19 protein-coding genes are annotated in these 23,999 nt (G+C 38.9%); 12 read left to right on the top strand and 7 right to left on the bottom strand.

The annotated features are described in order from the left end of the window. Positions 1-273: 273 nt before the first annotated feature. Positions 274-579 carry a hypothetical protein gene (locus H5090_RS02375; RefSeq protein WP_002958617.1) on the bottom strand — a complete coding sequence of 102 codons (306 nt, stop codon included), beginning with the start codon at positions 577-579 and terminating at the stop codon, positions 274-276. Then, entirely contained in the window at positions 579-836 is a 258-nt protein-coding gene (locus H5090_RS02370) for a DUF3081 domain-containing protein (protein ID WP_024594831.1), read from the bottom strand. The genes H5090_RS02375 and H5090_RS02370 overlap by 1 nt, the downstream gene beginning before the upstream one ends. A 146-nt stretch (positions 837-982) precedes the next feature. On the opposite strand from H5090_RS02370, the gene H5090_RS02365 reads away from it, so the two are divergent. Next, entirely contained in the window at positions 983-2,263 is a 1,281-nt protein-coding gene (locus tag H5090_RS02365; RefSeq protein WP_002958615.1) for a flavohemoglobin expression-modulating QEGLA motif protein, read from the top strand. Between the two features lie 80 nt (positions 2,264-2,343). On the opposite strand, the gene H5090_RS02360 is transcribed toward H5090_RS02365, so the two are convergent. From H5090_RS02360 to H5090_RS02345, 4 genes are read right to left on the bottom strand one after another with little or no spacing between them, the layout of a single operon-like run. Beyond that, a complete protein-coding gene (locus tag H5090_RS02360; protein WP_182694930.1) occupies positions 2,344-3,147 on the bottom strand; it encodes a DUF1338 domain-containing protein in 804 nt (267 codons plus the stop codon). A gap of 35 nt (positions 3,148-3,182) precedes the next feature. Next, a complete protein-coding gene (gene astD / locus H5090_RS02355) occupies positions 3,183-4,649 on the bottom strand; it encodes a succinylglutamate-semialdehyde dehydrogenase (protein ID WP_182694929.1) in 1,467 nt (488 codons plus the stop codon). Between the two features lie 7 nt (positions 4,650-4,656). Further along, entirely contained in the window at positions 4,657-5,691 is a 1,035-nt protein-coding gene (astA, locus tag H5090_RS02350; RefSeq protein ID WP_182694928.1) for an arginine N-succinyltransferase, read from the bottom strand. A 50-nt stretch (positions 5,692-5,741) separates the two neighbouring features. Then, positions 5,742-6,947, bottom strand: coding sequence for an aspartate aminotransferase family protein (locus H5090_RS02345; RefSeq protein ID WP_182694927.1), 1,206 nt, complete (start codon positions 6,945-6,947; stop codon positions 5,742-5,744). A gap of 194 nt (positions 6,948-7,141) precedes the next feature. On the opposite strand from H5090_RS02345, the gene H5090_RS02340 reads away from it, so the two are divergent. From H5090_RS02340 to H5090_RS20740, 3 genes are all read left to right on the top strand, one after another. Next, positions 7,142-7,570, top strand: coding sequence for an Lrp/AsnC family transcriptional regulator (locus tag H5090_RS02340; protein ID WP_002958609.1), 429 nt, complete (start codon positions 7,142-7,144; stop codon positions 7,568-7,570). A gap of 519 nt (positions 7,571-8,089) precedes the next feature. Next, on the top strand, positions 8,090-8,476 hold the full coding sequence (locus H5090_RS20745; protein ID WP_259395024.1) for a hypothetical protein: 387 nt from the start codon (positions 8,090-8,092) through the stop codon (positions 8,474-8,476). 36 nt (positions 8,477-8,512) lie between these two features. After that, positions 8,513-9,256 (top strand): hypothetical protein, encoded by a 744-nt coding sequence (locus H5090_RS20740; protein WP_259395023.1) that lies wholly within the window; start codon positions 8,513-8,515, stop codon positions 9,254-9,256. A 57-nt stretch (positions 9,257-9,313) separates the two neighbouring features. Here H5090_RS20740 and H5090_RS02330 read toward each other — a convergent pair whose 3' ends face one another. Next, positions 9,314-10,246 (bottom strand): hypothetical protein, encoded by a 933-nt coding sequence (locus H5090_RS02330; RefSeq protein ID WP_024595451.1) that lies wholly within the window; start codon positions 10,244-10,246, stop codon positions 9,314-9,316. A gap of 386 nt (positions 10,247-10,632) precedes the next feature. Between H5090_RS02330 and H5090_RS02325 the strand changes: the two genes are divergently transcribed. From H5090_RS02325 to H5090_RS02290, 8 genes are all read left to right on the top strand, one after another. Next, positions 10,633-10,935, top strand: coding sequence for an isoamylase early set domain-containing protein (locus H5090_RS02325; RefSeq protein WP_002958606.1), 303 nt, complete (start codon positions 10,633-10,635; stop codon positions 10,933-10,935). A gap of 9 nt (positions 10,936-10,944) precedes the next feature. After that, positions 10,945-12,939: a 4-alpha-glucanotransferase gene (gene malQ, locus H5090_RS02320; protein ID WP_182694926.1), complete on the top strand. Its 1,995-nt coding sequence runs from the start codon at positions 10,945-10,947 to the stop codon at positions 12,937-12,939. After that, a complete protein-coding gene (gene glgB, locus H5090_RS02315; RefSeq protein WP_182694925.1) occupies positions 12,940-15,147 on the top strand; it encodes a 1,4-alpha-glucan branching protein GlgB in 2,208 nt (735 codons plus the stop codon). Continuing rightward, the gene (gene glgX / locus H5090_RS02310) at positions 15,140-17,203 is read left to right on the top strand and encodes a glycogen debranching protein GlgX (RefSeq protein ID WP_182694924.1); all 2,064 of its coding nucleotides are present in this window, start codon (positions 15,140-15,142) and stop codon (positions 17,201-17,203) included. Before glgB ends, glgX begins: the two co-directional genes overlap by 8 nt. Next, positions 17,196-19,733 (top strand): glycogen/starch/alpha-glucan phosphorylase, encoded by a 2,538-nt coding sequence (locus H5090_RS02305; protein ID WP_182694923.1) that lies wholly within the window; start codon positions 17,196-17,198, stop codon positions 19,731-19,733. Before glgX ends, H5090_RS02305 begins: the two co-directional genes overlap by 8 nt. A 14-nt stretch (positions 19,734-19,747) precedes the next feature. Continuing rightward, the gene (gene glgC / locus H5090_RS02300; RefSeq protein ID WP_182694922.1) at positions 19,748-21,049 is read left to right on the top strand and encodes a glucose-1-phosphate adenylyltransferase; all 1,302 of its coding nucleotides are present in this window, start codon (positions 19,748-19,750) and stop codon (positions 21,047-21,049) included. An 80-nt stretch (positions 21,050-21,129) separates the two neighbouring features. Further along, positions 21,130-22,665, top strand: a complete 1,536-nt coding sequence (locus H5090_RS02295) for a glycogen synthase (RefSeq protein WP_182694921.1) — start codon at positions 21,130-21,132, stop codon at positions 22,663-22,665. Positions 22,666-22,754: 89 nt separating this feature from the next. Continuing rightward, positions 22,755-23,969, top strand: a complete 1,215-nt coding sequence (locus H5090_RS02290; RefSeq protein ID WP_182694920.1) for an EAL and HDOD domain-containing protein — start codon at positions 22,755-22,757, stop codon at positions 23,967-23,969. Positions 23,970-23,999: the final 30 nt, after the last annotated feature.

The raw sequence follows: 23,999 nt of genomic DNA, 5'->3' as shown, positions 1-23,999 counted from the left end.
TAGGACAAAGAAGATGTGGTTTTTATTTATTTAATTTTATTTAAAACAGTAGCTTGAGAATTTAATTTTTAAATTTAATAATAGTAATGATTTGTTTACAGCAATAAATGAATAAAATGTCAAAAAACCATTAGAACAATAATAGTTAGAGTACTAATAGTATTATTTTGATACAAAAGAACACTAAACCTGCAATTGCTTAGTGCTCTAATAAATTTATATGGAGAGTAAACTTTGTGGTTTTATCGCTTTAAAGCGCTTGGTATTGAAAGGTTAGGCATTATTAATAACGCCTTTAAAAAGTAGGGGGTAACGTCTTAGTCTATTGCCAATGTAGTCATCAGCTAAAATTTGCTGGCAAATGAAATCAATATCTTTGCTTGCTTCAAATACCCAATCAAAGCGCTCTATAGCCAGTAAAAAACCACGCTTTAAATGAGTTTGAGAACGGTACTGTTCTAGGTTGTCTTGAATAATAGAGACTTTACTTGGATTAGCTTTAAGCTCTTCTACTACTTGATTAATAAAAGTAGTATTGAGCTTACTGGTCGGGCGGTGTCTGAGTTTTCGTGGGTGCATTAGCTCTCGTTTGCAATGTTATATAATTTTTTCAAAAAGTCGTCTTTATGCTTTTCATGCTCGTAGTTAAGGTGGTAAGTATTATGAAAACCAAAGCGCAGTTCTACGCCGCTACCTTGTAGATATACGGTGTAACCGTCTACGTCTGAATATGCAGTAACTCCCTGATAATGCTTACCTTCATCAGTCATTTCACCTTTTTGAATTATGCGTTCATATACGGCTAAAATCTGTTTATTGTCGAGTTCGTTTTTCATGTTTTATACCTTTTATTAAAAAGCTAATACGATATAGATATGAGGGTCGATCATCTTAAAAACAATAGCTAAAAAAATGTGATATTGCTTTGTAATTTGGCCTTTTTAAATTATGCTCAAAATTCATTTATTGTTGAGCTTACACCATGATAGACAAGGCGTTACTACTAAAAACTCGTGAGTTATCGGATCAATTAATTGCATTGCAAACGCCTATTAGGATACTCGATGCTATTAATTGGGATAAACAAACTAAAGAGGAGTTTTTTAGACAAAAATGTCAAAAAAATCCACTGATCGATCGTGCATACTATCAACAGCGCGATCTTGGTTTTGTACCTAGCGAGTTACGCCAAGCGTTTTCTACTTTGCACCGTAACATTATTAACCAATTGGGTCAGTTAAATCCCATAGCTCAATACATGGGAAAAATGTGCACAGAGTACAAAACAGTATTAAGCATGCTTGAGTATCGTGGCACACCAGAGTTTCATGACTTATCGGTGGAGTTATTTGGTCACCCTAAAGATTTATTTCATGCCGGTGAGCCCTCACTTTCTGAGCTAGCTAATATGCTAGATAAACCGCTGCAAAATTTACTTATAGCCGACATACTGCCTGACGACCCTAAAAATATTGATGCTGTTGATGCAGTGCGTATTTTGTCTGAGCAAGTAACCGCTAGTATGGCAGGAATAAACGTAGAGGTGATGCTTAGCGATGGTATTGTTAGTGATGCAGCCGCAGGTGCTAATAATATAAAGCTTAATCAAGATGTTAAGTTTTCGCAGCGTGAACTTGATATCTTAGAAGTTCACGAAGGGTGGATACACGTCGGTACCACTCAAAATGGTTTAGCTCAGCCTTATTTAACGTGTTTGAGTAAAGGTACGCCAAGCTCTACTATTACCCAAGAAGGCTTAGCGGTCCTTACCGAAATTATTACATTAAAATCAACCCCAAGGCGTTTATCTAAATTAGTGAATCGTATTCAAGCCGTTACAAAGGTAATAGATGGCGCTGAGTTTGTAGACATTTACCGTGATTACGTAGCGCAAGGTTTATCAAAAGACGACAGTTACACATTAGCGCAGCGTGTATTTAGAGGCAGTACGCCAACAGGTTTGCCTTTTACAAAAGATATTGCTTACATTAAAGGCTTTGTACTGGTTTATAACTTAATACGCGTTGCAATACAGCTTGGTCGAATAGATAGACTTCCTTTATTACTGGTAGGTAAAATATCGATAGATGATTTTAGATTAATATCGCAGCTTCATGATTTAGGTGTAATAGAGAGTCCACAATTTGTACCACCACACTTTAAAGATTTACGCGGTTTGGCAACTTGGTTGAGCTTCGGTCGTTTTATTGGCGACTTGTCGTTTGAAAAGTTAGAAAACGATTATAAACCGCTATTTTTATAATTAATCAATATAACTTATCGACACATCGACATAAAAAAAGCCCATAACGGGCTTTTTAAAATAAGGTACTTTAGGTTTTGCTATCGAGCGTTCGTGCTTTCAAATATTTTGTCAGCTGAGGCTGCAACAAAACCAGTATAAAGCTCGCCGTCTGCTTTAGGGTAACGAATAGCAAACTCATAAAAGCAGCTAGGAATGCTCATATCACCGTCACTAAAGGTAACTGAGTATTCATCAGCAAGTGTTGACGATTGCTCTAGTAACACCTCTGGTGAGCCTTTAACTTCACCGCCTGACGTATTAAGCGAAAAGCCGGCGTCTTTTAGGGCTTGGTTAACATCATGAATGTTATCAAACTTAGCAAGCGTATTAATATTTACGGTAAAGTGATTGGTACGGTAACCCCACGCCGACATCCACGCTGCATATTCGCTTTCAGCTAGCAGTTGTTTGTAAGTATCGGTGCTTACTTGCCAATGCGTGCCTGAATATAAAAAGTTGTCTGCTGTAACTGCACTTTCGTCAATTTGACTTACCATATCTGTCACGATGGCTTGTAACTCTGGCGAGCATTTTTCTACTAATAGTTCAGAGATAAATACTTTTGGCTGATTAGGATCGCTATGCTCGTAGTGCTTTGCATAGAGTTTTTTAGCTTCAAAATGGTACTCACCACATTCTTTGTAACCAATAGCTAAAAAGTGAGCAGCGAGCTTTTCAAGACCCACTTTTTCAATATTAAACGTACGCAGCGCAATATGATCGTTAATAATGTCATCTTTTTGCGTTGACCCTAAAAGGTCATGAATTTTGTCTGCCGATGGAGTTACGTTTAAATAGTTTTCCCAAAGGTTATTAAATAATGTATTTACATCAGTATGCATGTTAAGTCCTTAAATCTAAAATTTGGTTTTATTACTTATTCAATTATTAAGCCCGGCGCTAGGGTTTGCGGTAAGCTCACTTTGTCTGACTCAACAGATGCTACAGGGTATGCGCAATAATCGGCGGCATAATAGGCACTGGCTCTGTGATTACCACTGGCGCCAATACCGCCAAATGGAGCTGCACTTGAGGCACCCGTAATAGGGCGGTTCCAGTTAACAATACCGGCACGGATGCGCTTTAAAAAGTGAGTGTAGTCATCTTCACTGTCGCTAAGTAAACCTGCAGATAGACCAAAGCTTGTGTTATTGGCTTCAATGATTGCGCTGTCAAAGTCATCAAAGCGATACACTTTAATTAGCGGTCCAAAATGTTCTTCATCTGGCATGTCGGTAATGTTTGTTACATCAATAATGCCTGGACTTACAAAGCCTGTGCCTGACTTTAATTGCTTAAGTTCAACAAGGATTTGTGCACCTTTTGAGACTAATTCACTTTGCGCGGCAACCATACCCAGTGCTGCTTTTTCGCTTATCATCGCACCCATAAAAGGCTGCTCTGTAGCAAAGCTGTCGTCTACAACTATATTTTTAGTTGCGCTTATTAGCTTTTCTAAAATAGCATCGCCGTTGGCTGATTTTTCAATAAATAAGCGGCGTGCACACGTACAGCGCTGACCTGAGGTAATAAAGCCTGATTGAATAATATCGTGCACAGCAGCGCTTACATCACTCACATCTTTTACAATCAGTGGATTATTACCGCCCATTTCAAGCGCTAAAATCTTACCGGGGTGTCCAGCAAACTGTTTATGTAGTAAGTGACCTGTGTTTGAGCTACCGGTAAAAAACAAACCATCTATATCTTTATGAGAGGCAAGTGCTTTACCTGTTTCAATTTCACCTTGCACAAGGTTAATAACACCCGCTGGTAAGCCCGCTTTTAGCCAAAGTGAGAGGGTAAATTCTGCCACGTGCGGCGTCAGTTCTGATGGCTTAAATACCACTGTGTTGCCAGCTAGAATTGCAGGAACAATATGTCCGTTTGGTAAATGCCCAGGAAAGTTATACGGGCCAAAAATAGCCACAACGCCATGCGGTTTGTGTCTAATAAACGCTTTAGCACCGGGCATTGGGTTTTCGGTTGTACCGGTACGCTCATGGTAGGCTTTTACAGATATAGCTACTTTACCTGTCATTGCGCCTACTTCGGTGCGGGTTTCCCATAATGGCTTTCCTGTTTCGCGTGCAATTATGGTCGCAAATTCTTCGCTGTGTTCTTTTAATTGTGCTGCGAAGCTTTCAAGAATGACTATACGCTCTTCAAGTGGTTTGTCTGCCCATTGTAATTGCGCAGCTCTGGCTGCTTTTATAGCCGAATCTACTTGATCAGCGTTTGCGCCATTACCTTGCCATACCACATCGCCATTACTTGGATTGATTGACTCAAATACTGGGCCAAGGCCTGTATGCCACTGGTTATTAATTAGGTGTGTATTCATAAATTATTTACAGGCGGAAAAATCGCGCTGCGTCTCCTTGGCTTAAATTAAGCGCCTTAGCCACATCTTGGCTAATGACGAGAGTATGTTTTGCATGATTGTAGTGTGCGTCTTTGGTAAATGTTGCTCTAAAGCCACTTACGCCTTGATTACATACAGCCAGCGTATCTGAGCTATTTTGTGATATGTGATCAAGCTCACCAATAGTAATAGGGCAAACTTGAGAGTCACGAATGCTGCGAATATTACCAAGCTTTGCTTCAACCGTTGGGCCTGCGTCAAATAAGTCAACGTAGCCTCTGTGCTCAAAACCTTCTTTTTCTAATAATTTTAGCGCAGGTTTTGTTTTTTCATGCACATGGCCAATAACAGCTTGGGCTTTTTTGCTAAGCAAGTTCACATAAATAGGGTACTTAGGCATTAACTCGCTAATAAATACCTTATCGCCTAAGCCCACTAAGTGATCCGCTTGTGGAAATTCGATACTAAAAAAGTGCTCTTGCAGCCATTGCCAAAAAGGAGAATGACCGTCTTCGTCGCTAACACCGCGCATTTCTGCGATAACAGTATCGGCAAAACGCTCGCTGTGCTGAGCCATAAACAAAAAGCGTGAACGAGATAAAAATCGACCCGTTAGGCCTTTACGGCTATTTTCGCGCAAAAATAATGTACATATTTCTGAGCAACCAGTGTAGTCGTTACACATGCTTAAAATATCAACGGTGTTATATACATTTAAAGTAGGCGAGTGGTGTACTGTTTTACCCAAATGATAATGATATAAAGGCACCGATAAACCTACCGCGGCTTCTATAGCGGTTGTGCCAATAACGTCACCTGTTTCACTGTCTTCTAAAACAAATAAATAGCTTTCATCAAGTGGCTGGTTAATGTTTTTGGCAAAGCTTTTTTCAGCACGTTCAATTTTTTCTTTAAGCTGTGTATCGTCCACAGGTAAAGAGGTAAACCCATGACCGGATTCAATCGCTATTTGTTTAAGCGCGTCAAAATCATTGGCAGTAATAGGACGTAATACTTGCATTTATTGCTTGCTCCAATAGCACGCCATTAGGCGTGCTAATTTAAACTATATTAACCGTTTACTACGTCGCTAACGGCTTTTTCAAAGCGCGCTAAGCCTTCTTTAATATCTTCAAACGGAATAATTAAAGACGGTGTAAAACGAATTACATTCATACCCGCTACAAGATTCATCAAACCATTATTAGCACTGGCTACTAAAAAGTCGCGTGCGCGGCCTTCAAATTTGTCATTTAGTACTGCGCCAATTAATAAGCCTTTACCACGTACTTCGCTAAATACGTTGTATTTTTCGTTAATTTCGTTTAATCCGTCACGGAATAATTGCTCGCGCTCTTTAACACCGTTTAGTACGTCTGGTGTATTTACTGTATCAAATGCCGCTTCGGCCACAGCACAAGCAAGTGCGTTTCCGCCATAAGTAGAACCGTGAGTACCAATTTTTAAATGCTCAGCAATAGGTGTACGAGTGATCATAGCGCCAATAGGAAAACCACCACCCAATGCTTTTGCCGTTGTTAAAATGTCAGGAACAACCCCTAAACCTTCATAAGCGTATAAATCGCCTGTGCGACCAACACCCGTTTGTACTTCATCAAAAATAAGTAACGCGTTATGTTTAGTACAAAGTTCGCGTACTTTTTTAGCAAATTCATCTGTTGGTGAAATAATACCGCCTTCACCTTGTAATGGTTCCATCATAACAGCACATGTTTTATCGCTGATCAGCGCTTCAAATGCCGCTATATCGTTAAAATCACAATGTACTATGTCAGCAGGTTTTGGACCAAAGCCATCTGAATATGCCGCTTGCCCGCCCACAGTTACTGTAAAGAATGTGCGACCATGGAAACCTTTATTAAATGCAATAATTTGCGTTTTTTCAGCGCCATATACGTCCAATGCATAACGACGAGCTAATTTAAGAGCGGCTTCGTTTGCTTCTGCGCCTGAGTTTGCAAAGTAAACTTTATCAGCAAATGTTGCTTCAACCATTTTTTGAGCTAAACGAAGTGCTGGCTCATTGGTCATAACATTTGATAAATGCCAAATTTTTTCGCCTTGCTCTTTTAATGCTTTAACTAATGCAGGATGACAGTGACCCAAACAGTTAACGGCAATACCACCGGCAAAATCAATGAACTCATTGTTATTTTGATCCCAAACGCGTGAACCTTCACCACGAACTGGAATGATTGCTGATGGATTATAGTTTGGTACCATTACGTCGTTAAATAAGTCTCTTGTTACTTGCATTTTTACACCTAAATTTAATGGGCTTAGATAAAAGATTAGTTGCTAACTCAAAGAAGAATATAGCCTTTATTCTTCAGCAAACACGTTATTATTTCTTGTAGAGGTCATTATCGAAGGTTAGCTGTTAAAATTGCAGTGCTATTTTGTGAAAAATGATTAAAATAAAAGTCAAAATAACGAAGAAAATAACCATTATGATAACTCCACAAGACGAGAAACTACTTTCTGTACTAAAAACAAACGCAAGAGCGAGTATTTCTGATCTTGCACGAATGCTTGACTTATCTCGTTCAACAGTACAAAGCCGAATGCTCAAATTAGAAGAAACCGGTGTGATTAAAGGCTATAGCGTTGATTACGGTGACGACTACCTTAGTAAAATGGTATCAGCTCATGTGTCTATAAAAGTAAGACAAAAATTAACAACTAAAACAAACATTGAGCTTAAGCAAATTGATGCTATTTCACAGCTCTATGCCATAAGTGGTGAGTTTGATTTAATTGCAGTGGTCCAAGCTCAAAATTTAGAACAGCTTAGTCATTTGTTGGACGATATAGGAAATCTTGATGGGGTGGAGCGAACAACATCTTCTGTAATTTTAGAAACTAAATTTAAGCGCTAGGGTTGGGTAGTTCCTTTGTTTTTAGTCGTTAAGTGAACACTCGGTATACTTTAGGTCAATAATAAAAAGGCTAGGGTCTGTTGAACCTTCAAGGTTAAATTAACAGCCCCCAAAAGATTCTTCCTAGGCGCTATTTTCTCTTGGTTGCCTACATAGATGCAGGGTAGGGGGCGTGAGCAGGGCGCGGAAGCATTGCTCGGTTTTTACTTATTCTTACATGGATATAAGCAATTAGAATAACGCAGGAGCAGTTATCGAGCACACTAGATTATAAATCTTGCGCCGCAATTAAATAGCGCCTAGTGTGAGCAAATTTTTATCCGCAATGATAAACAGACCCTAGATATAAATGCATTAATTTAAATGTTTAAGCGTGCTTTTTATAAGTTAATAGCAATAAATCATAGGTTTAAATATTGAAGCCATTGATAAGGTACAAAATTTTGTAAGGAAAATTTATACTTTTTTAATAAGCATGACTATACTTATTTTAATTTGTACAATATTTAGCAATGGATTATGCCCGTATATCTTTTTACTCTTTTGTTAGGTTTAACTGAGCCTCTCCAGTTTGGGACAAACTTACCCACCACAGCTCCTAATAATGCAGTCAACCAAGTCGAGTGTATTTTATTTGAAATGGGAGCGCCTTTTCAGCTACAAACCTTGCCATGGTTACGTGCACGTCGAGAAGTAAAGTTAGAGCGCTTAGATGGATATTTCACAACCCATTTAATGCCTGAAATGAAAGCTTATGGACGTATATCATCCCCCATTTTTTTAGAAAGCTGGTACTGGTTCACTCACCCAGAGAGCATTAATAAACCAAAAAATAAAATGCGTTATGGTGCAGTAAGAGGAAGTTATCAAGCAAATTGGTTTAAAACTCAGAATATTATTGCTTAGGTAGAAGTAAATTCATTAGAAGAAATAGTAAATGTAATGCACCATAAACGGATTGATAGAATCCTACTTGATTTAGACGATTTTGAATTAGCAGCCTCTAAGCTAGGGATTAATAAAGACGAGTACCAAAAAGAATTTTTTAGATATGTACCTTTGGGATTATTTGCTTCGCATTCCCTTATCAAACGCCTTCCTGAATTTATGCAGCAGTTCGATGAAAATATAAATACTTGTGCGCAAGCTCAATTTCCACTATCAAAAAGTGAAGAAACGCAAATACTTGATAGGCTCTACAGTAGCGCTAAAACTTTATTAAACTTACCTAGTTTAGTCGAAGAAGTTCAAATAAGTAATGAGTCTCCTTTGAGTGAGCCTGAAATTATGAAACGAGACCAGCTATGGATAAAAGAAAGTAAACACGTTGGGCATGCTGATGCGTTAACTATGCTTGATTTACCGTTATCTAAGGTATTTAAAAAATGGCAATCGCAGTTTAAAGGTGTTGTTACTGAGCTTATATTGACTGATAGCCAAGGAAAAAATATAGCAATAAGTAAGTTAACCAGTGATTACTGGCAAGGAGATGAGAATAAGTTTACTAAAATATTTAAACAGTCAAAGGACTATAACTTTGATAGCGTTACATATGATGCATCAACACATCATTTTCAAGTACAGCTAAGTTTTCCTGTTTTAGATAATAATAGCCATATTGGAGTGTTGATTTTAGGTGTTGATGTAGAAAAAGCACTCCATTCGTCAAACGAAAAGAGTAACTAACTCGATACCTTTCATAACTTAGCTAAGCTTTGGAACTTTTGCTTAGCTAACATTATATTATGGATGTATTTTTTCTGAGGTCGGCTTTTTTCTTATAATTTCTTTTTTGGCTTCATCAAGCTTTATAAAATAAGCATTACCGCCAATACCTTTAAACTCTTCATCTGTAAATACAATAGTATTGTCATCAAAAAAAGTGACAGCTTCTTTTTGAGTTACTATTCCTAAGTCAATTTTTGATACATCGCCAGAAAAAAACTTATCACCCTCAAAATTTTCGAATAACCAAATACTGGTTGAATCAAGTAATATCAGCTTTTTACGATCAGGGCTTAAAGCAGCCGATGTTATCCAGCATAGCTTTTCTAAAGTGGTACATGTTTTAAATGAGTCTATTAACTCTGCTTTAAAATTAGCGGCATGATCGCCCACTTTATAAACCTTAGTAATACCATCAAATGGCTCTGTGCGGTTTTTAGTAAATAAATATAAGTGACGTCCTAGAGCTACAAATGCCTCTAAATCAAAATTACGGTTATTAGGCTTTATAGGACTGCCATCCATTTCGGGGTAGGTAAACTTAATTATTTCTGCTTGAGTCGTATCTGTTTTTATATCTATCGGGTTTTCTATTTTATAAATAGTGAGCCATCTACGATCGTTTTTGTTATTACCAAAATCGCCTAAAAAGAAGTGCCCAAATTTGTTTTGGGTCATGTCTTCCCAATCAATGTTTTTAGCGTTTTCAACTAAAATTTCTTTAGCAATAGAACCGTCTTTATTGAGTCTGTATAGCTTTGGTTCATTGCCTCCGTCGTTAATAGCCCATAAACGTTGTTGTTTATCAAATTCTATTCCTGATATTTCTTTTAATTTAGGATCAACTGAGATTTCTTTTTTACTGTATAGGGTATAAATTGAGGTACCAATAAATGCAGCTACAACTAAAAAAATGATGGTGGTAGTTATTAAAATGGTTTTTTTCAACATGAAATTAATGATATTTCAGAGTATTAGAATGATGTGTATTATCCATGATGAAGTAATATAAAAAAAGTAATTTAGGATTTTAAATTTTCTTCGGATATTTGCAGCTATAAATATTTATATATTGAACTAATGAGGTTTTTAATAGTTTGTTGGTTTGAATATTGCTCTGTATGTTAAGTATCATTTAAAGCGTATTGTATATAAGGTTAATGCACCTTTTTGGTGTAATTGAAATGTTATTTGCACTGTAATAAAGCGTAAATAAAGTTTTGTTTAACTAATAACACGTTTAATGATTTTTAGATGGTTACCACATCGCCTTTTTGTTTAGTTGTATGGCCTGTGGCAAAGATTAAGTACCCTTTTTGGTTTAGTTGGAGACTGCTATGTTGAATAAACGTTTTTTTAAAACAAAAGATGAAGCTGAAGTTACTTTTGAATTTTCTCATCCAGAGGCAGAAGAAGTTTGCTTATTAGGTGAATTTAATGATTGGCAACCAGTGCCAATGAAGCTTTATAAAAAACAAGGTGTGTTTAAATTTAAGCAACGCTTACCTATCGATCAACAATTTCACTTTCGTTATCTAATTAATGGAGACATTTGGGATAACGACCATCAAGCTGACGGTTATATCGGCAATACTTTTGGCACAGAAAACAGCATAGTAAATACTCAACGCACTAATTAAGGCGATTCAATGGATGCTCTTTCGCAGTTGTTTTACCTGCATGGTATTGGCTTTGAATTCACTAAGTATACAGGTGAACAGGTATTTTTTAGCGAAGAAACGCGTAAACGTGCTTTGCAATGTTGTGGTGTTGATACAAATAATGAAGCAGGAATAGCTCAACTAACTTATGATTTAGATGCATCGCTTTGGCTTGATTTAGTACCTAGTGTGAGTTTAGTTGAGCAAACTGCATGTTTGTTAAAGCTTCGTATAAATGAACGTCAGCAATATTTAGCCGCTAATATTGATGTCCCTTCACTTGGAATGCATATAGCATTTGATAACCTTTATAACTTGGCTGTCACTGGTGAATATTACTTGCATGGCGTTCGCTATATTGAGCTGGCACTACCCATTGATAATATGCCAATTGGCTATCATGATGCTAATGTTCAGGTAGGTGAGCAACACGCTATTACACAAATTTGGTGCGTGCCTGAGCAAGTCTTTCAAGTGGAAGACACAAAGCGCACGGGATTATCTATTCAGCTTTACACATTAAAAAATAGAGCGAATTTGGGTATTGGCGACTTTGACGATTTATTAGCGCTTACAAAACTATGCAGCTCCCAAAACATGGATTACATATTACTTAATCCACTGCATTTGTTATTTGCTGATATGCCAGAGCGAGCCAGCCCTTATAGCCCTAGTAGTCGCGCTTTATTAAATCCTCTTTATATTTCTATCGTACTAAGCGAAGACGCAATAAATAACGAAAACCTTGACGCCATTATGCAGCAAGATGATGTCGCTGCACGTATTAAAAGTAATGATCAGTTTATAGATTATGAAAATGTAAGTCGTATAAAGTATGCGTTATTTGAAGCGCTTTATAATCAGTTTGAATTAACGGCAAGTGATGAGCGTCGCCAGGCGTTTACTGATTTTTGTAATACTCATTCTACTACGTTAAATACCCTCGAATCAGATAACCTAACATTTGCTTATTACCTGCAATGGCAAGCGCATATGCAACTGGCACTGTGTCAAAAAAGTTGCGCAGAGAGAGGCATGGCTATTGGCTTAATAAACGACTTAGCTGTTGGTTGTGCTGGCGATGGGGCTGAATTTAAAAATCAGCAATCGTTGTTTAGCCAAGGTGCAAGTGTAGGCGCTCCACCCGATCCATGGGCTGAAGCAGGTCAAAATTGGGGCCTCCCAGCCCTCAATCCCCAAAGCCTTAGTAATAATCACTACCAATTTTACCGCTCGCTCATTCGCGCAAACATGCAAAACGTAGGTGGGCTTCGAATTGACCACGTAATGGCTATTAGGCGCCTATGGTGGTGCTTTGAAAGCAATGGCGAACAAGACGGCTGTTATGTTTATTATCCGTTTGAGCATTTACTTGCCATTTTAAAAATTGAATCGCATATTAATCAGAGTATTGTTATTGGTGAAGATTTAGGCATCGTACCGCCAGAGGTTAGGGAAGCTTTGGCATCTAGCGGTATTTTTTCCAACAGCTTATTTTATTTTGAGAAACAACACAGTGGAGAGTTTTTATCGGTAGATGAGCTAGCAACACATTGTTTGTTAATGATAGCCAATCACGATGTTCCTCCATTTACAGGCTGGTGGCAACATGATGATTTAGATATTAAGCAACAATATAAGCTTATAACTTGCAATGAATACGAGCAACTAAAGCAACAGCGAATAGAAGAGCAACAAAGGTTACTACGTTTTATTAATCACCATGGCAATACAACTGAGCTTTTATTACATAGTGAAGCTGTGACTGCTTATAGCGCACTTGCATTGTGTTTAGCAGGCTCTCAATCGCGTTTATTTGCAATACAAATAGATGACTTAGATGAGCAAAAGTATCCGGTTAATATCCCTGGGACAGATAAAGAATATCCTAATTGGCGACGTGTATTAACGCATACCAGTGAAGAAATTTTTACCAAAAATGCCTCACTTTTAGCTGCTATCGATTCAATAAGGAAAGGTTAAATGAGCAGTACAACTAATGAAAATAGTTATGATGCACAAGTACACGCATTAAATATAGGGCGATTTAAAGACCCATTTAGCTTCTTAGGGGCACATAAAACGGATGCTGAGGTTGAAATTCGTTTTTATCTACCTTGTGCAATAAGCGTAAGTGTTACATTAAATAATAAAAGTATTAAGGCGAAACGCTACCAGCAAAGTGACTTATTTATAGCCAAAGTTGATGCTTTGCCCACTGCGCCATATGAATGCATTGCTCAGTACACAGATAGCAGCGTTACCTTTTATGATGAATACAGTTTCCAAAGCACACTTGATGCAGAGGCAATGTATTTATTTAACGAAGGCAGTCTTGAACATGCTTACTCGCATTTTGGTGCACATTTTAGTACTCAACAAAACGTAGACGGTGTACGTTTTTGTGTATGGGCGCCTAATGCGGCAAGTGTCTCTATTATTGGTGAGTTTAACTTTTGGCAAGCGAATCGCCACTTTATGCGCTTTCATCCTGCAAGTGGTGTATGGGAGTTATTTGTACCAGGCCTTAAAGCTGACATGTGCTACAAATTTGCAATTACCGCGCAAAGTGGAGAGGTGCTCGAAAAAGCCGACCCTTATGCATTTAAAATGCAACAAGCACCTGGCACTGCAAGTGTACTGCAGTATAAACCAGAACCTATAAAGCTTGGCGAGCAGGCACTTCAAAACAGACAAAAGCGTAATCATATAGATGCACCAATTAGTATTTATGAAGTGCATTTAGGCTCATGGCAACGGGCTGAAAACAACCGCTATTTAAGTTACACAGAGCTTGCCGACAAACTCGTTAGCTATGCCCTTGAAATGAATTTTACTCACCTGCAACTTATGCCAATAAGTGAATACCCGTTTGATGGTTCGTGGGGGTATCAGCCTGTTGGATTATTTGCACCTACCAGCCGCTTTGGCGACTACAACAGCTTTAAATACTTTGTAGAGCAGTGCCACAAAGCTAATTTAGGTATTTTGCTTGATTGGGTACCAGGGCATTTTCCAAGCGATCCGCATGGCTTACATCGATTTGATGGCACCCATTTATATGAGCATGCTGATAAGCGCCAAGGGTTTCATCCTGATTGGAATACCTACATTTATAACTACGACCGTCCTGAAGTTAAAAGCTTTTTAATATCAAATGCTATGTATTGGCTACATCAATTTGGTTTAGATGGCCTGCGTGTGGATGCCGTAGCTTCTATGTTGTATTTAGATTACAGCCGAAAAGAAGGCGAGTGGGTTGCTAATTGTTACGGCGGGCGTGAAAACTTAGGTGCAATTGAGTGCCTAAAGCAAGTCAATATGCGCAGCTATAAAAACAACCCAGGCATTATGATGGTGGCTGAGGAGTCGACAGCATGGCCGGGTGTCACCCAAAGTGTTGAGCACAACGGTTTAGGCTTTGGTTATAAGTGGAACATGGGTTGGATGAACGATAGTTTGCATTACATGCAGCACGACCCTTTATATCGTCAGCATCATCATCATGAAATGACTTTTTCGATGGTATACGCGTTTAGCGAAAACTATATATTGCCATTAAGCCACGATGAGGTAGTACATGGTAAAGGCTCGTTAATTGAAAAAATGCCAGGCGATGATTGGCAAAAATTTGCAAATTTACGCGCTTATTACGCATTTATGTGGGCACACCCGGGTAAAAAACTCTTATTTATGGGCGGTGAAATTGCACAGCGAAAAGAGTGGGGGCACGATCATTCTATCGATTGGCATTTACTTGAGCACCAAAGCCACAGCGGTATAAAGCACACCGTAAAAGCGCTCAATACCGTTTATAAAAACCAACCTGCGTTGTATGAGCTAGATTCGAGCGCGGCTGGTTTTACCTGGATAGATAACAATAATAATCAGCAGAGCATTTTAAGCTTTGTTCGCTATGCTAAAAACGCAAAAAACTTTGTGGTTGTTATTGCTAATTTTACCCCCGCGTCCTATGAAAACTACGTTATTGGCGTACCGAGTAAAGGGCGTTACAAGGTCATTGTAAATACAGACGATACTCAGTTTTTTGGCTCTGGCGTTGAGGTAACTAAAGATTCATCGCAGATAGTTCACGCTACAAATGAATCAAATCATGGCTTTAAACACAGTATTTCAATTGCCATTGGTGGCTTAACAACTATTTACTTACAAAAGGTTGATGATGAGTAACCGATTTGATGTAGCCCCCGGTAATGTAGAACCGCTAGGCTCTAGTGTTATCAATAATGGAGTTAACTTCGCGCTTTATGCGCCAGGTGCAAGCCAAGCTTATGTGTGTTTGTTTGATAAAAGTGGCCATTCAGAAATTCTAAAAATGGCGATGAATATTAACGAAGGTGGCATTTGGAGTATTCATATTTCGCCATTAAACGCCGGTGCGCTTTATGGTTTTAGAGTTGAGGGTGAATATAACCCTAAAAATGGTCAACTGTTTAACGAAAATAAGCTGCTGATAGACCCATATGCAAAAGACTTGTTTGGTGAGTTTACTTGGAGTGAACGCCATTACGGGCAAATGCCAATCGGTACTAAAAGCACTGTAAATAATGCGATTGATATACCTAAATCAAAAGTAGCGGCTCCTACGTTGTATAGGCATAAAAAGCCTAACCACCGTTGGTCAAACACGGTTATTTATGAGTGCCATGTGAAAGGTACAACGTGTCGTCATCCTAAAATTCCTAAACCTCTACAAGGGAAGTTTTTAGGGTTAAGCCACCCAAGCTTTATTGAACACTTACAAAGCTTTGGTGTTACAGCCGTTGAGCTTTTGCCTGTTCATTCTTTTATTAGTGAGCAATTTTTAACAGGGAAAGGTTTGCAAAACTACTGGGGTTACAACACGCTTAACTTTTTTACGCCCCATAAAGACTATTTGGTAAACGACGATATAAACGAGTTTAAGCAAATGGTGCAAGAGTTCCATGCTGCAGACATAGAAGTCATATTAGATGTTGTTTACAACCATACAGCTGAAGCAGGGGCGGATGGCCCTATACTATCGCTTAGAGGCTTTGATAACTTAGCCTATTACCGCACAGTAGATGGCCAGCCTGACGTATATATAAACGATACCGGCTGTGGTAATACCATAAATATTGACCACCCTAAAACACTGCAACTTGTACTTGATAGCCTTCGTTATTGGGTTGAAGTAATGGGAGTTGATGGTTTTAGGTTTGATTTAGCGACCATTTTAGGCCGCTCAAAAGCAGGCTTTAGCTCCGCACATACTTTTTTACAAGTAGTTGCCCAAGACCCTGTGCTTAACAAAGTTAAGTTAATAAGTGAGCCTTGGGATATAGGCCCAGGTGGTTATCAGCTTGGTGCATTTCCGCCGCCATGGCGAGAATGGAACGATCAATATCGCGATGTAATTAGACGTTTTTGGCAAAGTGAAACAGGCATTATTGCAAGCGTTGCAAAACGTTTGCATGGATCGTTTGATATTTTTGAGCACAGCCAACGTGGGCCGCTCAATAGTATTAATTTCATAACGAGTCATGATGGTTTTACCCTTGCCGATTTAGTGAGTTATGAGCATAAACATAACGAAGCTAATGGCGAGCAAAATCGAGATGGGCACAGTGCAAATCATTCGTTTAACTGTGGGGTAGAAGGTTTTACCAGCGACTCTAAAATAAACGCACTGCGCTTACAGCAACAAAAGAACTTTTTACTTACTTTAATTCTCTCAAAAGGTGTTCCAATGATTGCCGCTGGCAGCGAAATGGCGCACTCGCAAGGGGGGAATAACAATGCTTATTGCCAAAATAATCGCACTAGTTGGCTTGCCTGGAAAGATTCTCAACTTAATCATTCGTTAACACGATTTATTGATGATGCATTAAAAATTAGACGTGCGCACAGTGCGTTTAAACACAGTGTATTTTTAGATGATATAGACGAGCGTTTTACCGTTAAGTGGTTTACCGAACAAGGTAAAACCATGACTGATGCTCACTGGCATGAAGATACCAGGCAGTTTTTAATGTATAGCTTACTTGATAAGCAAAACAATCATGCATTGCTGATTGTATTTAATGCCAGTGAAAAAACAATTTTTTGTCAAATGCCCCCATCGCCAATTAATGCGCCGTGGCAAATGATTCTATCAAGTGTACATAATGCATCTGTGAGCAGTAATGAAGATGCGATGGTTGAAATTTCAGCACAAAGTAGTTGGGTTTTTAGTGCCAATTTAGAGGATGTTAGTCATGGTTAAACAAAGTGATCAAGTGTGTGTAGTAAAGGGCTGGCAAGAAGGTCCTGTTATTGATGAAAGTACGCTTAAAGATGACTTAACACGGCATTTTTATTATACCCTCGGCCGAGATAAGGTGGGGGAATCGCAGCATTATTTGTATCACGCATTAGCGCTTACTATTCGCGACAGACTTGTGGCCCGCTGCAGAGAAACGAATCAACAAATTAAGCAAGAGAAACGCCGCAAAACGGCTTACCTTTCTCTTGAGTTTTTGATGGGGCGTGCGCTAGGTAATGCTGTTTTAAATCTAGATTTAGATGAACAAGTAAGCTCAGCACTACAAGAGTACTGCACAACAATAGAAACAATTGAAGACGCCGAGCACGACGCTGGCCTAGGAAATGGTGGGCTAGGGCGCCTTGCAGCCTGCTTTTTAGATAGCTGTGCTAGTTTAGCGTTGCCTGTTATTGGCTATGGCCTACGATACGAATACGGCATGTTTAATCAATCGATTAAAGATGGTAACCAAATTGAGCAACCAGATAACTGGCTACGTGAAGGACATCCATGGGAGCTAAGCGCACCAGAGCATGCAAAACGTGTGAAGTTTGGTGGCTATGTGCAAAGTTACACAGATAAATTTGGCAGAGAGCACCGTCAATGGATGGGCTCACAAGATGTATTAGCTGTACCGTACGATGTACCTGTCCCTGGTTATAAAAACAATATCGTAAATACACTACGTCTGTGGAAATCAGAGGCAACAGATGAATTTAATTTAACCGAATTTAATGCGGGCAGTTATTCAGAAGCCGTCGCACAAAAAAATCTAGCCGAACAAATCACCATGGTGCTGTATCCAAATGACAGCAGCGAAAATGGTAAGGAGCTTAGGTTACGCCAACAATACTTTTTATCATCGGCGAGTATTCAAGACGTAGTAGACCAATGGGTTTCCCAACATGGCGAGAGCTTTAGTGACTTTGCTGATTTTCATGTTTTTCAGTTAAACGACACGCACCCAAGTATTGCTGTTGCAGAGCTAATGCGTATTTTAATTGATGATTACGAATTAGATTGGAACGATGCTTGGCAAATCACAACTAAAACAATGGCCTATACAAATCATACGCTACTTCCTGAAGCGCTTGAAAAATGGTCTGTTTCGTTGTTTTCAAAATTATTGCCACGTATTTTAGAAATAGTTTACGAGATAAATGCACGCTTTTTAGCACAAGTTGCACAGCAATGGCCGGGAGATGTTGAAAAGCAACGTGCATTGTCACTGATTGAAGAGGGTGATGAGCCGCAAATTCGTATGGCTTATTTAGCTATTGTAGGTAGTTACTCTGTAAATGGCGTAGCAGCACTTCATACTGAACTGTTAAAAGCGGGATTATTTAAAGAATTTTATGCACTGTGGCCAGATAAGTTTAATAACAAAACAAATGGTGTAACGCCTCGTCGATGGCTTGCGCATTGTAATCCAGTATTAAGTGAATTAATTGGTGAAAAAATTGGCCATGATTGGGTTAAAAACTTTTCAAAAATTAGTGACCTACGTCGTTTTTATGACGACAAGGCATTTCATGAGCAGTGGCAAAATGCTAAACGTGAAAACAAACAACGTTTAGTTGATTTAGTTAAGGCGCGCTGCGATATCGATTTTGATGTATCAATGATGTTTGACGTACAAGTAAAACGTATCCACGAATACAAACGTCAGCTATTAAACATACTTCATGTGATTCATTTATATGACCGTATTCGCCGTGGGGATACCCAAGGGCTTGTTCCTCGTTGTGTTCTATTAGGTGGTAAAGCAGCGCCGGGTTATTACATGGCTAAAAAAATTATTAAGCTTATTAATAACGTGGCAGAGGTTATAAATAAAGACCCTCAAGCTGTGCCATATTTACGCGTCGCCTTTTTGCCTAATTACAACGTAACTGCAATGGAAGTTATTTGTCCTGCAACTGATCTCTCAGAGCAAGTATCTACCGCAGGCAAAGAAGCGTCTGGTACTGGCAACATGAAATTTATGATGAATGGTGCATTGACAATAGGCACGCTGGATGGCGCAAACATTGAAATTAGAGATGCTGTTGGTGCTGATAACTTCTTTTTGTTTGGCGCACAAGCGCACGAAATTGACGATATTAAATCACGTTATAATCCAGAGCATTTAATATCGCAAAATAGCGATTTAAAGAATGTGATGCAATTACTCGAGAGCGGGCATTTTAATTTATTTGAACCATGCTTATTTGACGACATAACAAATGCAATTAAGAGCCCGCACGATCCATGGCTTGTTGCTCACGATTTTGAAAGTTATGTAGCAGCTCAAAAAGAAGTTGATAAAGCTTACGCAGATCAGACCTACTGGACACAAATGAGTATTTTAAATACAGCAGCCAGTGGTATGTTTTCAAGTGACAGAACCATAAGCCAATACAGTGAAGATATTTGGCATTTAGAACCCCTCAATATTAGTGAAACAGACTTAACGACAACTAAAAGCCATGCCACTAACAGCCTAGACTAAATGGAGAGAGTATTATGCCTAATTATGCAAATCGCTACATAAGTAGCCTAACCAGAGAAACTTACGCGTTAATACTGGCAGGCGGTCGCGGTTCTCGCCTGCATGAGTTAACCGATTGGCGAGCAAAGCCAGCAGTTTACTTTGGTGGTAAACATCGAATTATCGATTTTCCACTATCAAACTGCATTAACTCGGGTGTGAGACGTGTTGGTATTGCTACACAATATAAATCACATTCATTAATACGCCATGTAAACCGCGCATGGGGGCACTTTAAAAAAGAGCTAGGAGAGTCGGTTGAAATACTACCTGCATCTCAGCGCCAAGGTGATGATTGGTATTGTGGAACCGCAGATGCTGTTTTTCAAAACATAGATATTATTCGTCACGAGCTTCCTAAATATGTGATGATTTTGTCTGGAGATCATGTGTACCGTATGGACTATGGTGCTTTATTGGCTGAACATGTGCAAAAAGGCGCAGATATGACTGTGTGTTGTATTGAAGTCCCAGTAGAGGAAGCCGCAGACACGTTTGGTGTAATGACCGTTGATGAAGAAAGTAGAGTGTGTCGTTTTGATGAAAAACCAGCAATGCCGAGCTCCGTACCCGGCAAGCCAGGTACATGTTTAGCATCAATGGGGAACTACATTTTTAATACTGAATTTTTGTTTGAGCAACTTAAAAAAGATTCTGAAAATGAAGGCTCTGGACGCGATTTTGGTCACGATATTATTCCAGCGATTATAGAAGAGCATAATGTGTTTGCCTTCCCATTTAGAGATCCAAACCAAGAAGGGCAACCTTATTGGCGAGATGTAGGTACGCTTGATTCGTTCTGGGAAGCTAATATGGAACTGGTAATGCCAGAACCACAACTTGATTTATACGATCCAACGTGGCCAATATGGACTTATCAAGAGCAACTACCACCTGCTAAGTTTATTTTTGATGATGAAGATAGACGTGGTATGGCTTTAGACTCAACAGTCTCGGGTGGGTGTATTATTTCGGGCTCTGCGGTTAGAAAATCCCTATTGTTTTCTAACGTTCACGTTCGCTCATTTTGTACCATTGAGCAGTCGGTAATTTTACCCGGTGCAGTTATAAACCGAGGTTGTAAAATTAAACGCGCAATAATAGATAGAAGCTGTGAAATACCTGCAGGTCTTGAAATCGGTTTTGACAAAAAAACAGATGAAGAAAACGGCTTTAGGGTATCTAAAAAAGGTATCGTTCTTGTTACACGTGATATGCTCACTGAGCTTGCAAAAAAGTTAGAACGCCAAGCGCGAGAAAATAAAAAGCTAGCGTAACAACAAGTTAGATAAGCACGACAACATAGCTTGCTCATTTGTGAGCAAGCTCACACAGGTTTAAAGGAAATAATAAATTAATGCATGTATTAATGGTTGCAGCAGAAAATGACGCGTTACCAGGCGCAAAAGTAGGCGGTGTGGCAGATGTAGTACGCGATGCACCTAAGGCTCTCGCAAAGCAAGGTATAACGGTTGATATTGTTATTCCTGACTACGGGTTTGAGCCGCTTGAGCGTATTTATATAGGTGAAGTAACTGTTGCATTTAATGCTCAACCCCATGTATTAACCATTTTTAAAGTACAACAAGCCGAAAATAATGTAAGCCAAATTGTTATTAGCCACCCGTTATTTAGTGAATCAGGCAGTGTATATTGTAATGATGCACCGGGGAGGCCTTTTGCAACTGATGCGACTAAATTTGCTCTATTTAACGCAGCCGTCTGCGAAGCGTTATTACAAGGTGTATTAAAGCGCCCTACAGCGCTGCATTTACATGATTGGCACAGTGCCTGCGTTGCAGTTTTACTTAAGTTTGAGCCACGTTATAGCTCACTTAATACCTTACCTATTGCCTTCACAGTGCATAATATTGCACTGCAAGGGATAAGGCCTTTCAAACATGATGATTCAAGCTTAGAGGCGTGGTTTCCATCACTTAGTTATAATGGCCAGCAATTATGCGACCCGCGTTACCCTCATTGTTTTAATCCCATGCGCAGTGCAATAAATCTATGCGATAAAATACATGTTGTATCGCCAACTTATAGCCAAGAGGTTCTTGAACCTAGTAATTACGAACATGGTTTTTTTGGTGGCGAAGGGCTTGAGCAAGATCTGCAAAATGCAGCAAGCCAAGGAAAGCTTGTCGGTATTTTAAATGGCTGCGAATATCCAAGCAATGCACTTGAAGGAGCAACTCTCGCCGATTTTTATAGCCAAGCCGAGAACACTTTATTTACTTGGATGGCAAATAGCGAGCAGTTACAAAGTGGCTACTATATTGCCCACCAACGACTACAACAATTTAAAGCAACGGTTAATAACGGTCCATTAGTTACAAGCGTTGGCCGTCTTACTGAGCAAAAAGTGTTGTTATTGTGCCAGCAGGTTAATGGGGTTTTAGCTATTGATAAAGTGTGCCAATTAATTAATGAGCATAACGGCAGACTTATTATTCTCGGCTCGGGTGACAAAGAGCTCGAAAGTATATTTACCAAAGCAATGGCGCGTAATTCCAATCTTTTATTTTTAAAGGGGTATGGGCAAGGTGTTGGCGATTTAATGTATCAATTAGGTGACTTATTTTTAATGCCAAGCTCGTTTGAACCGTGTGGTATTAGCCAAATGCTAGCAATGCGAGCGGGGCAACCGTGTTTAGTACACAGTGTTGGTGGATTAAAAGATACAGTTAAACACCACGAAAATGGTTTTAGCTTTAATGGAGATACGTTAGCAACGCAAACGCGTAATTTAATTAGCTGTTTAGACGAAACTCTCTTAATTAAAAAGCAAAATCCTAAAAAGTGGCATAAAATTAAGCACAGCGCAGAGCAAATGCGTTTTTCGTGGCCACAAGTGGCAACTGATTATATAACAACCTTATACCGGTAAATCGTTTCTGTACTTTAAAGTTTAGTGACAAATCTACCTGCTTAGGGTTTAATTACTTAGTATTATATAAAAGCTAAGAAGTAGGTAATGTGTCTGTATTTGTTGCAAGGCAAGCAATATTCAATCGAAGTAAAAAAGTAGTAGCCTATGAGCTACTTTTTCGTGATAGTCCAAAAAATTATTTTCCAGATATTGCAGAAGGCCAAGCAACAGCAAGGCTTATTATGGAAAATCAATTAAATTTAGGTACACGCCATATTACATCAGGCAAAAAAGCGCTTATAAATATAGGACCTGAATCATTAAAACTCGATTTATGTGCTTTCTTACCATGCCAAGACGTTGTGATTGAGTTGCTCGAAACCATAGAACCTACCGACGACAACTATGAGCTATGCCGAGGTTTATTTCATAGTAACTACAAACTCGCGCTCGATGATTTTGTATATAAACCACAATGGGATCGTTTTCTAAAGCTTGTGAAGCTCATTAAATTTGATATTGCAATTACACCTCTTAGCGAAATACAGCCCATAGTTACTAAGTTACAAGCGCATAAACAAATAAAAATACTAGCCGAAAAAATAGAAACACAAGAAGACTATGAGCTTGCCTTTGATATGGGGTTTGATTATTTTCAAGGCTATTTTTTTGCAAAGCCTACCATGATCAAGCAAAACGACATTGATTATAATTATGGTTTAGTCGTCGCTATTTACGCAGAAATAATGAAGCAAAGCCCTGACATTAAAACAATCGCAAGCCTGTTTGAGCTAGATGCTGCACTCGCATATAAGTTACTGAGATTAATAAACAGCGGTGTGTTTCCTATACAAAGCCAAATATCGTCATTAAAGCAAGCGCTCGTGTATTTAGGACACGAACGCCTTAAAAAGTTTGTGAGCCTTATTGTTACTGCTCATACAGCGGGTAAAAAACCTGCAGAGCTAATGCAAGTGTGTGTTGTACGTGCTCGTTTTTGTGAGCTTGTGGCAAAAAAGGTTAATAAAAGTCAGTCAGGCGAAGCATTTTTAACAGGATTATTTTCACTGCTAGATGCAATCCTTGATCAACCAATGAGCTTGCTTGTTGAAAAGCTACCTTTCCCTGATGAAATAAAAACGGCATTATTAGGGGACAAAAACACACTTTATTATATTTTAAACGTTGTTAAAGCATATGAAACAGGAAGCTGGTGGGCACTTGAACAAGCTGTACTTTTGTTGAATATTGACAGTGCTATACTACCTTCACTTTACCAGCAGTCAGTCGATTGGGCTGACAGTTATAAGAATAATATTTAACGGATAATAGCTTTAATGCGCAATTATAAT

It is taken from the genome of Pseudoalteromonas sp. SR43-5 (genome assembly GCF_014163835.1).
Lineage (GTDB): Bacteria > Pseudomonadota > Gammaproteobacteria > Enterobacterales > Alteromonadaceae > Pseudoalteromonas > Pseudoalteromonas distincta.
This window is presented reverse-complemented; position numbering and strand designations above follow the sequence as displayed.

Excerpts from the sequence above, each read along its gene's own strand:
- H5090_RS02365 (WP_002958615.1), top strand. The coding sequence starts at position 983 with ATGATAGACAAGGCGTTACTACTAAAAACTCGTGAGTTATCGGATCAA.
- malQ (WP_182694926.1), top strand. The coding sequence starts at position 10,945 with ATGGATGCTCTTTCGCAGTTGTTTTACCTGCATGGTATTGGCTTTGAA.
- H5090_RS02370 (WP_024594831.1), bottom strand. The coding sequence starts at position 836 with ATGAAAAACGAACTCGACAATAAACAGATTTTAGCCGTATATGAACGC.
- H5090_RS02295 (WP_182694921.1), top strand. The coding sequence starts at position 21,130 with ATGCATGTATTAATGGTTGCAGCAGAAAATGACGCGTTACCAGGCGCA.
- H5090_RS02325 (WP_002958606.1), top strand. The coding sequence starts at position 10,633 with ATGTTGAATAAACGTTTTTTTAAAACAAAAGATGAAGCTGAAGTTACT.
- H5090_RS02340 (WP_002958609.1), top strand. The coding sequence starts at position 7,142 with ATGATAACTCCACAAGACGAGAAACTACTTTCTGTACTAAAAACAAAC.
- H5090_RS02330 (WP_024595451.1), bottom strand. The coding sequence starts at position 10,246 with ATGTTGAAAAAAACCATTTTAATAACTACCACCATCATTTTTTTAGTT.
- astD (WP_182694929.1), bottom strand. The coding sequence starts at position 4,649 with ATGAATACACACCTAATTAATAACCAGTGGCATACAGGCCTTGGCCCA.
- H5090_RS02375 (WP_002958617.1), bottom strand. The coding sequence starts at position 579 with ATGCACCCACGAAAACTCAGACACCGCCCGACCAGTAAGCTCAATACT.
- glgB (WP_182694925.1), top strand. The coding sequence starts at position 12,940 with ATGAGCAGTACAACTAATGAAAATAGTTATGATGCACAAGTACACGCA.
- H5090_RS20745 (WP_259395024.1), top strand. The coding sequence starts at position 8,090 with ATGCCCGTATATCTTTTTACTCTTTTGTTAGGTTTAACTGAGCCTCTC.
- H5090_RS20740 (WP_259395023.1), top strand. The coding sequence starts at position 8,513 with ATGCACCATAAACGGATTGATAGAATCCTACTTGATTTAGACGATTTT.
- H5090_RS02360 (WP_182694930.1), bottom strand. The coding sequence starts at position 3,147 with ATGCATACTGATGTAAATACATTATTTAATAACCTTTGGGAAAACTAT.
- glgC (WP_182694922.1), top strand. The coding sequence starts at position 19,748 with ATGCCTAATTATGCAAATCGCTACATAAGTAGCCTAACCAGAGAAACT.
- glgX (WP_182694924.1), top strand. The coding sequence starts at position 15,140 with ATGAGTAACCGATTTGATGTAGCCCCCGGTAATGTAGAACCGCTAGGC.
- H5090_RS02345 (WP_182694927.1), bottom strand. The coding sequence starts at position 6,947 with ATGCAAGTAACAAGAGACTTATTTAACGACGTAATGGTACCAAACTAT.
- astA (WP_182694928.1), bottom strand. The coding sequence starts at position 5,691 with ATGCAAGTATTACGTCCTATTACTGCCAATGATTTTGACGCGCTTAAA.
- H5090_RS02305 (WP_182694923.1), top strand. The coding sequence starts at position 17,196 with ATGGTTAAACAAAGTGATCAAGTGTGTGTAGTAAAGGGCTGGCAAGAA.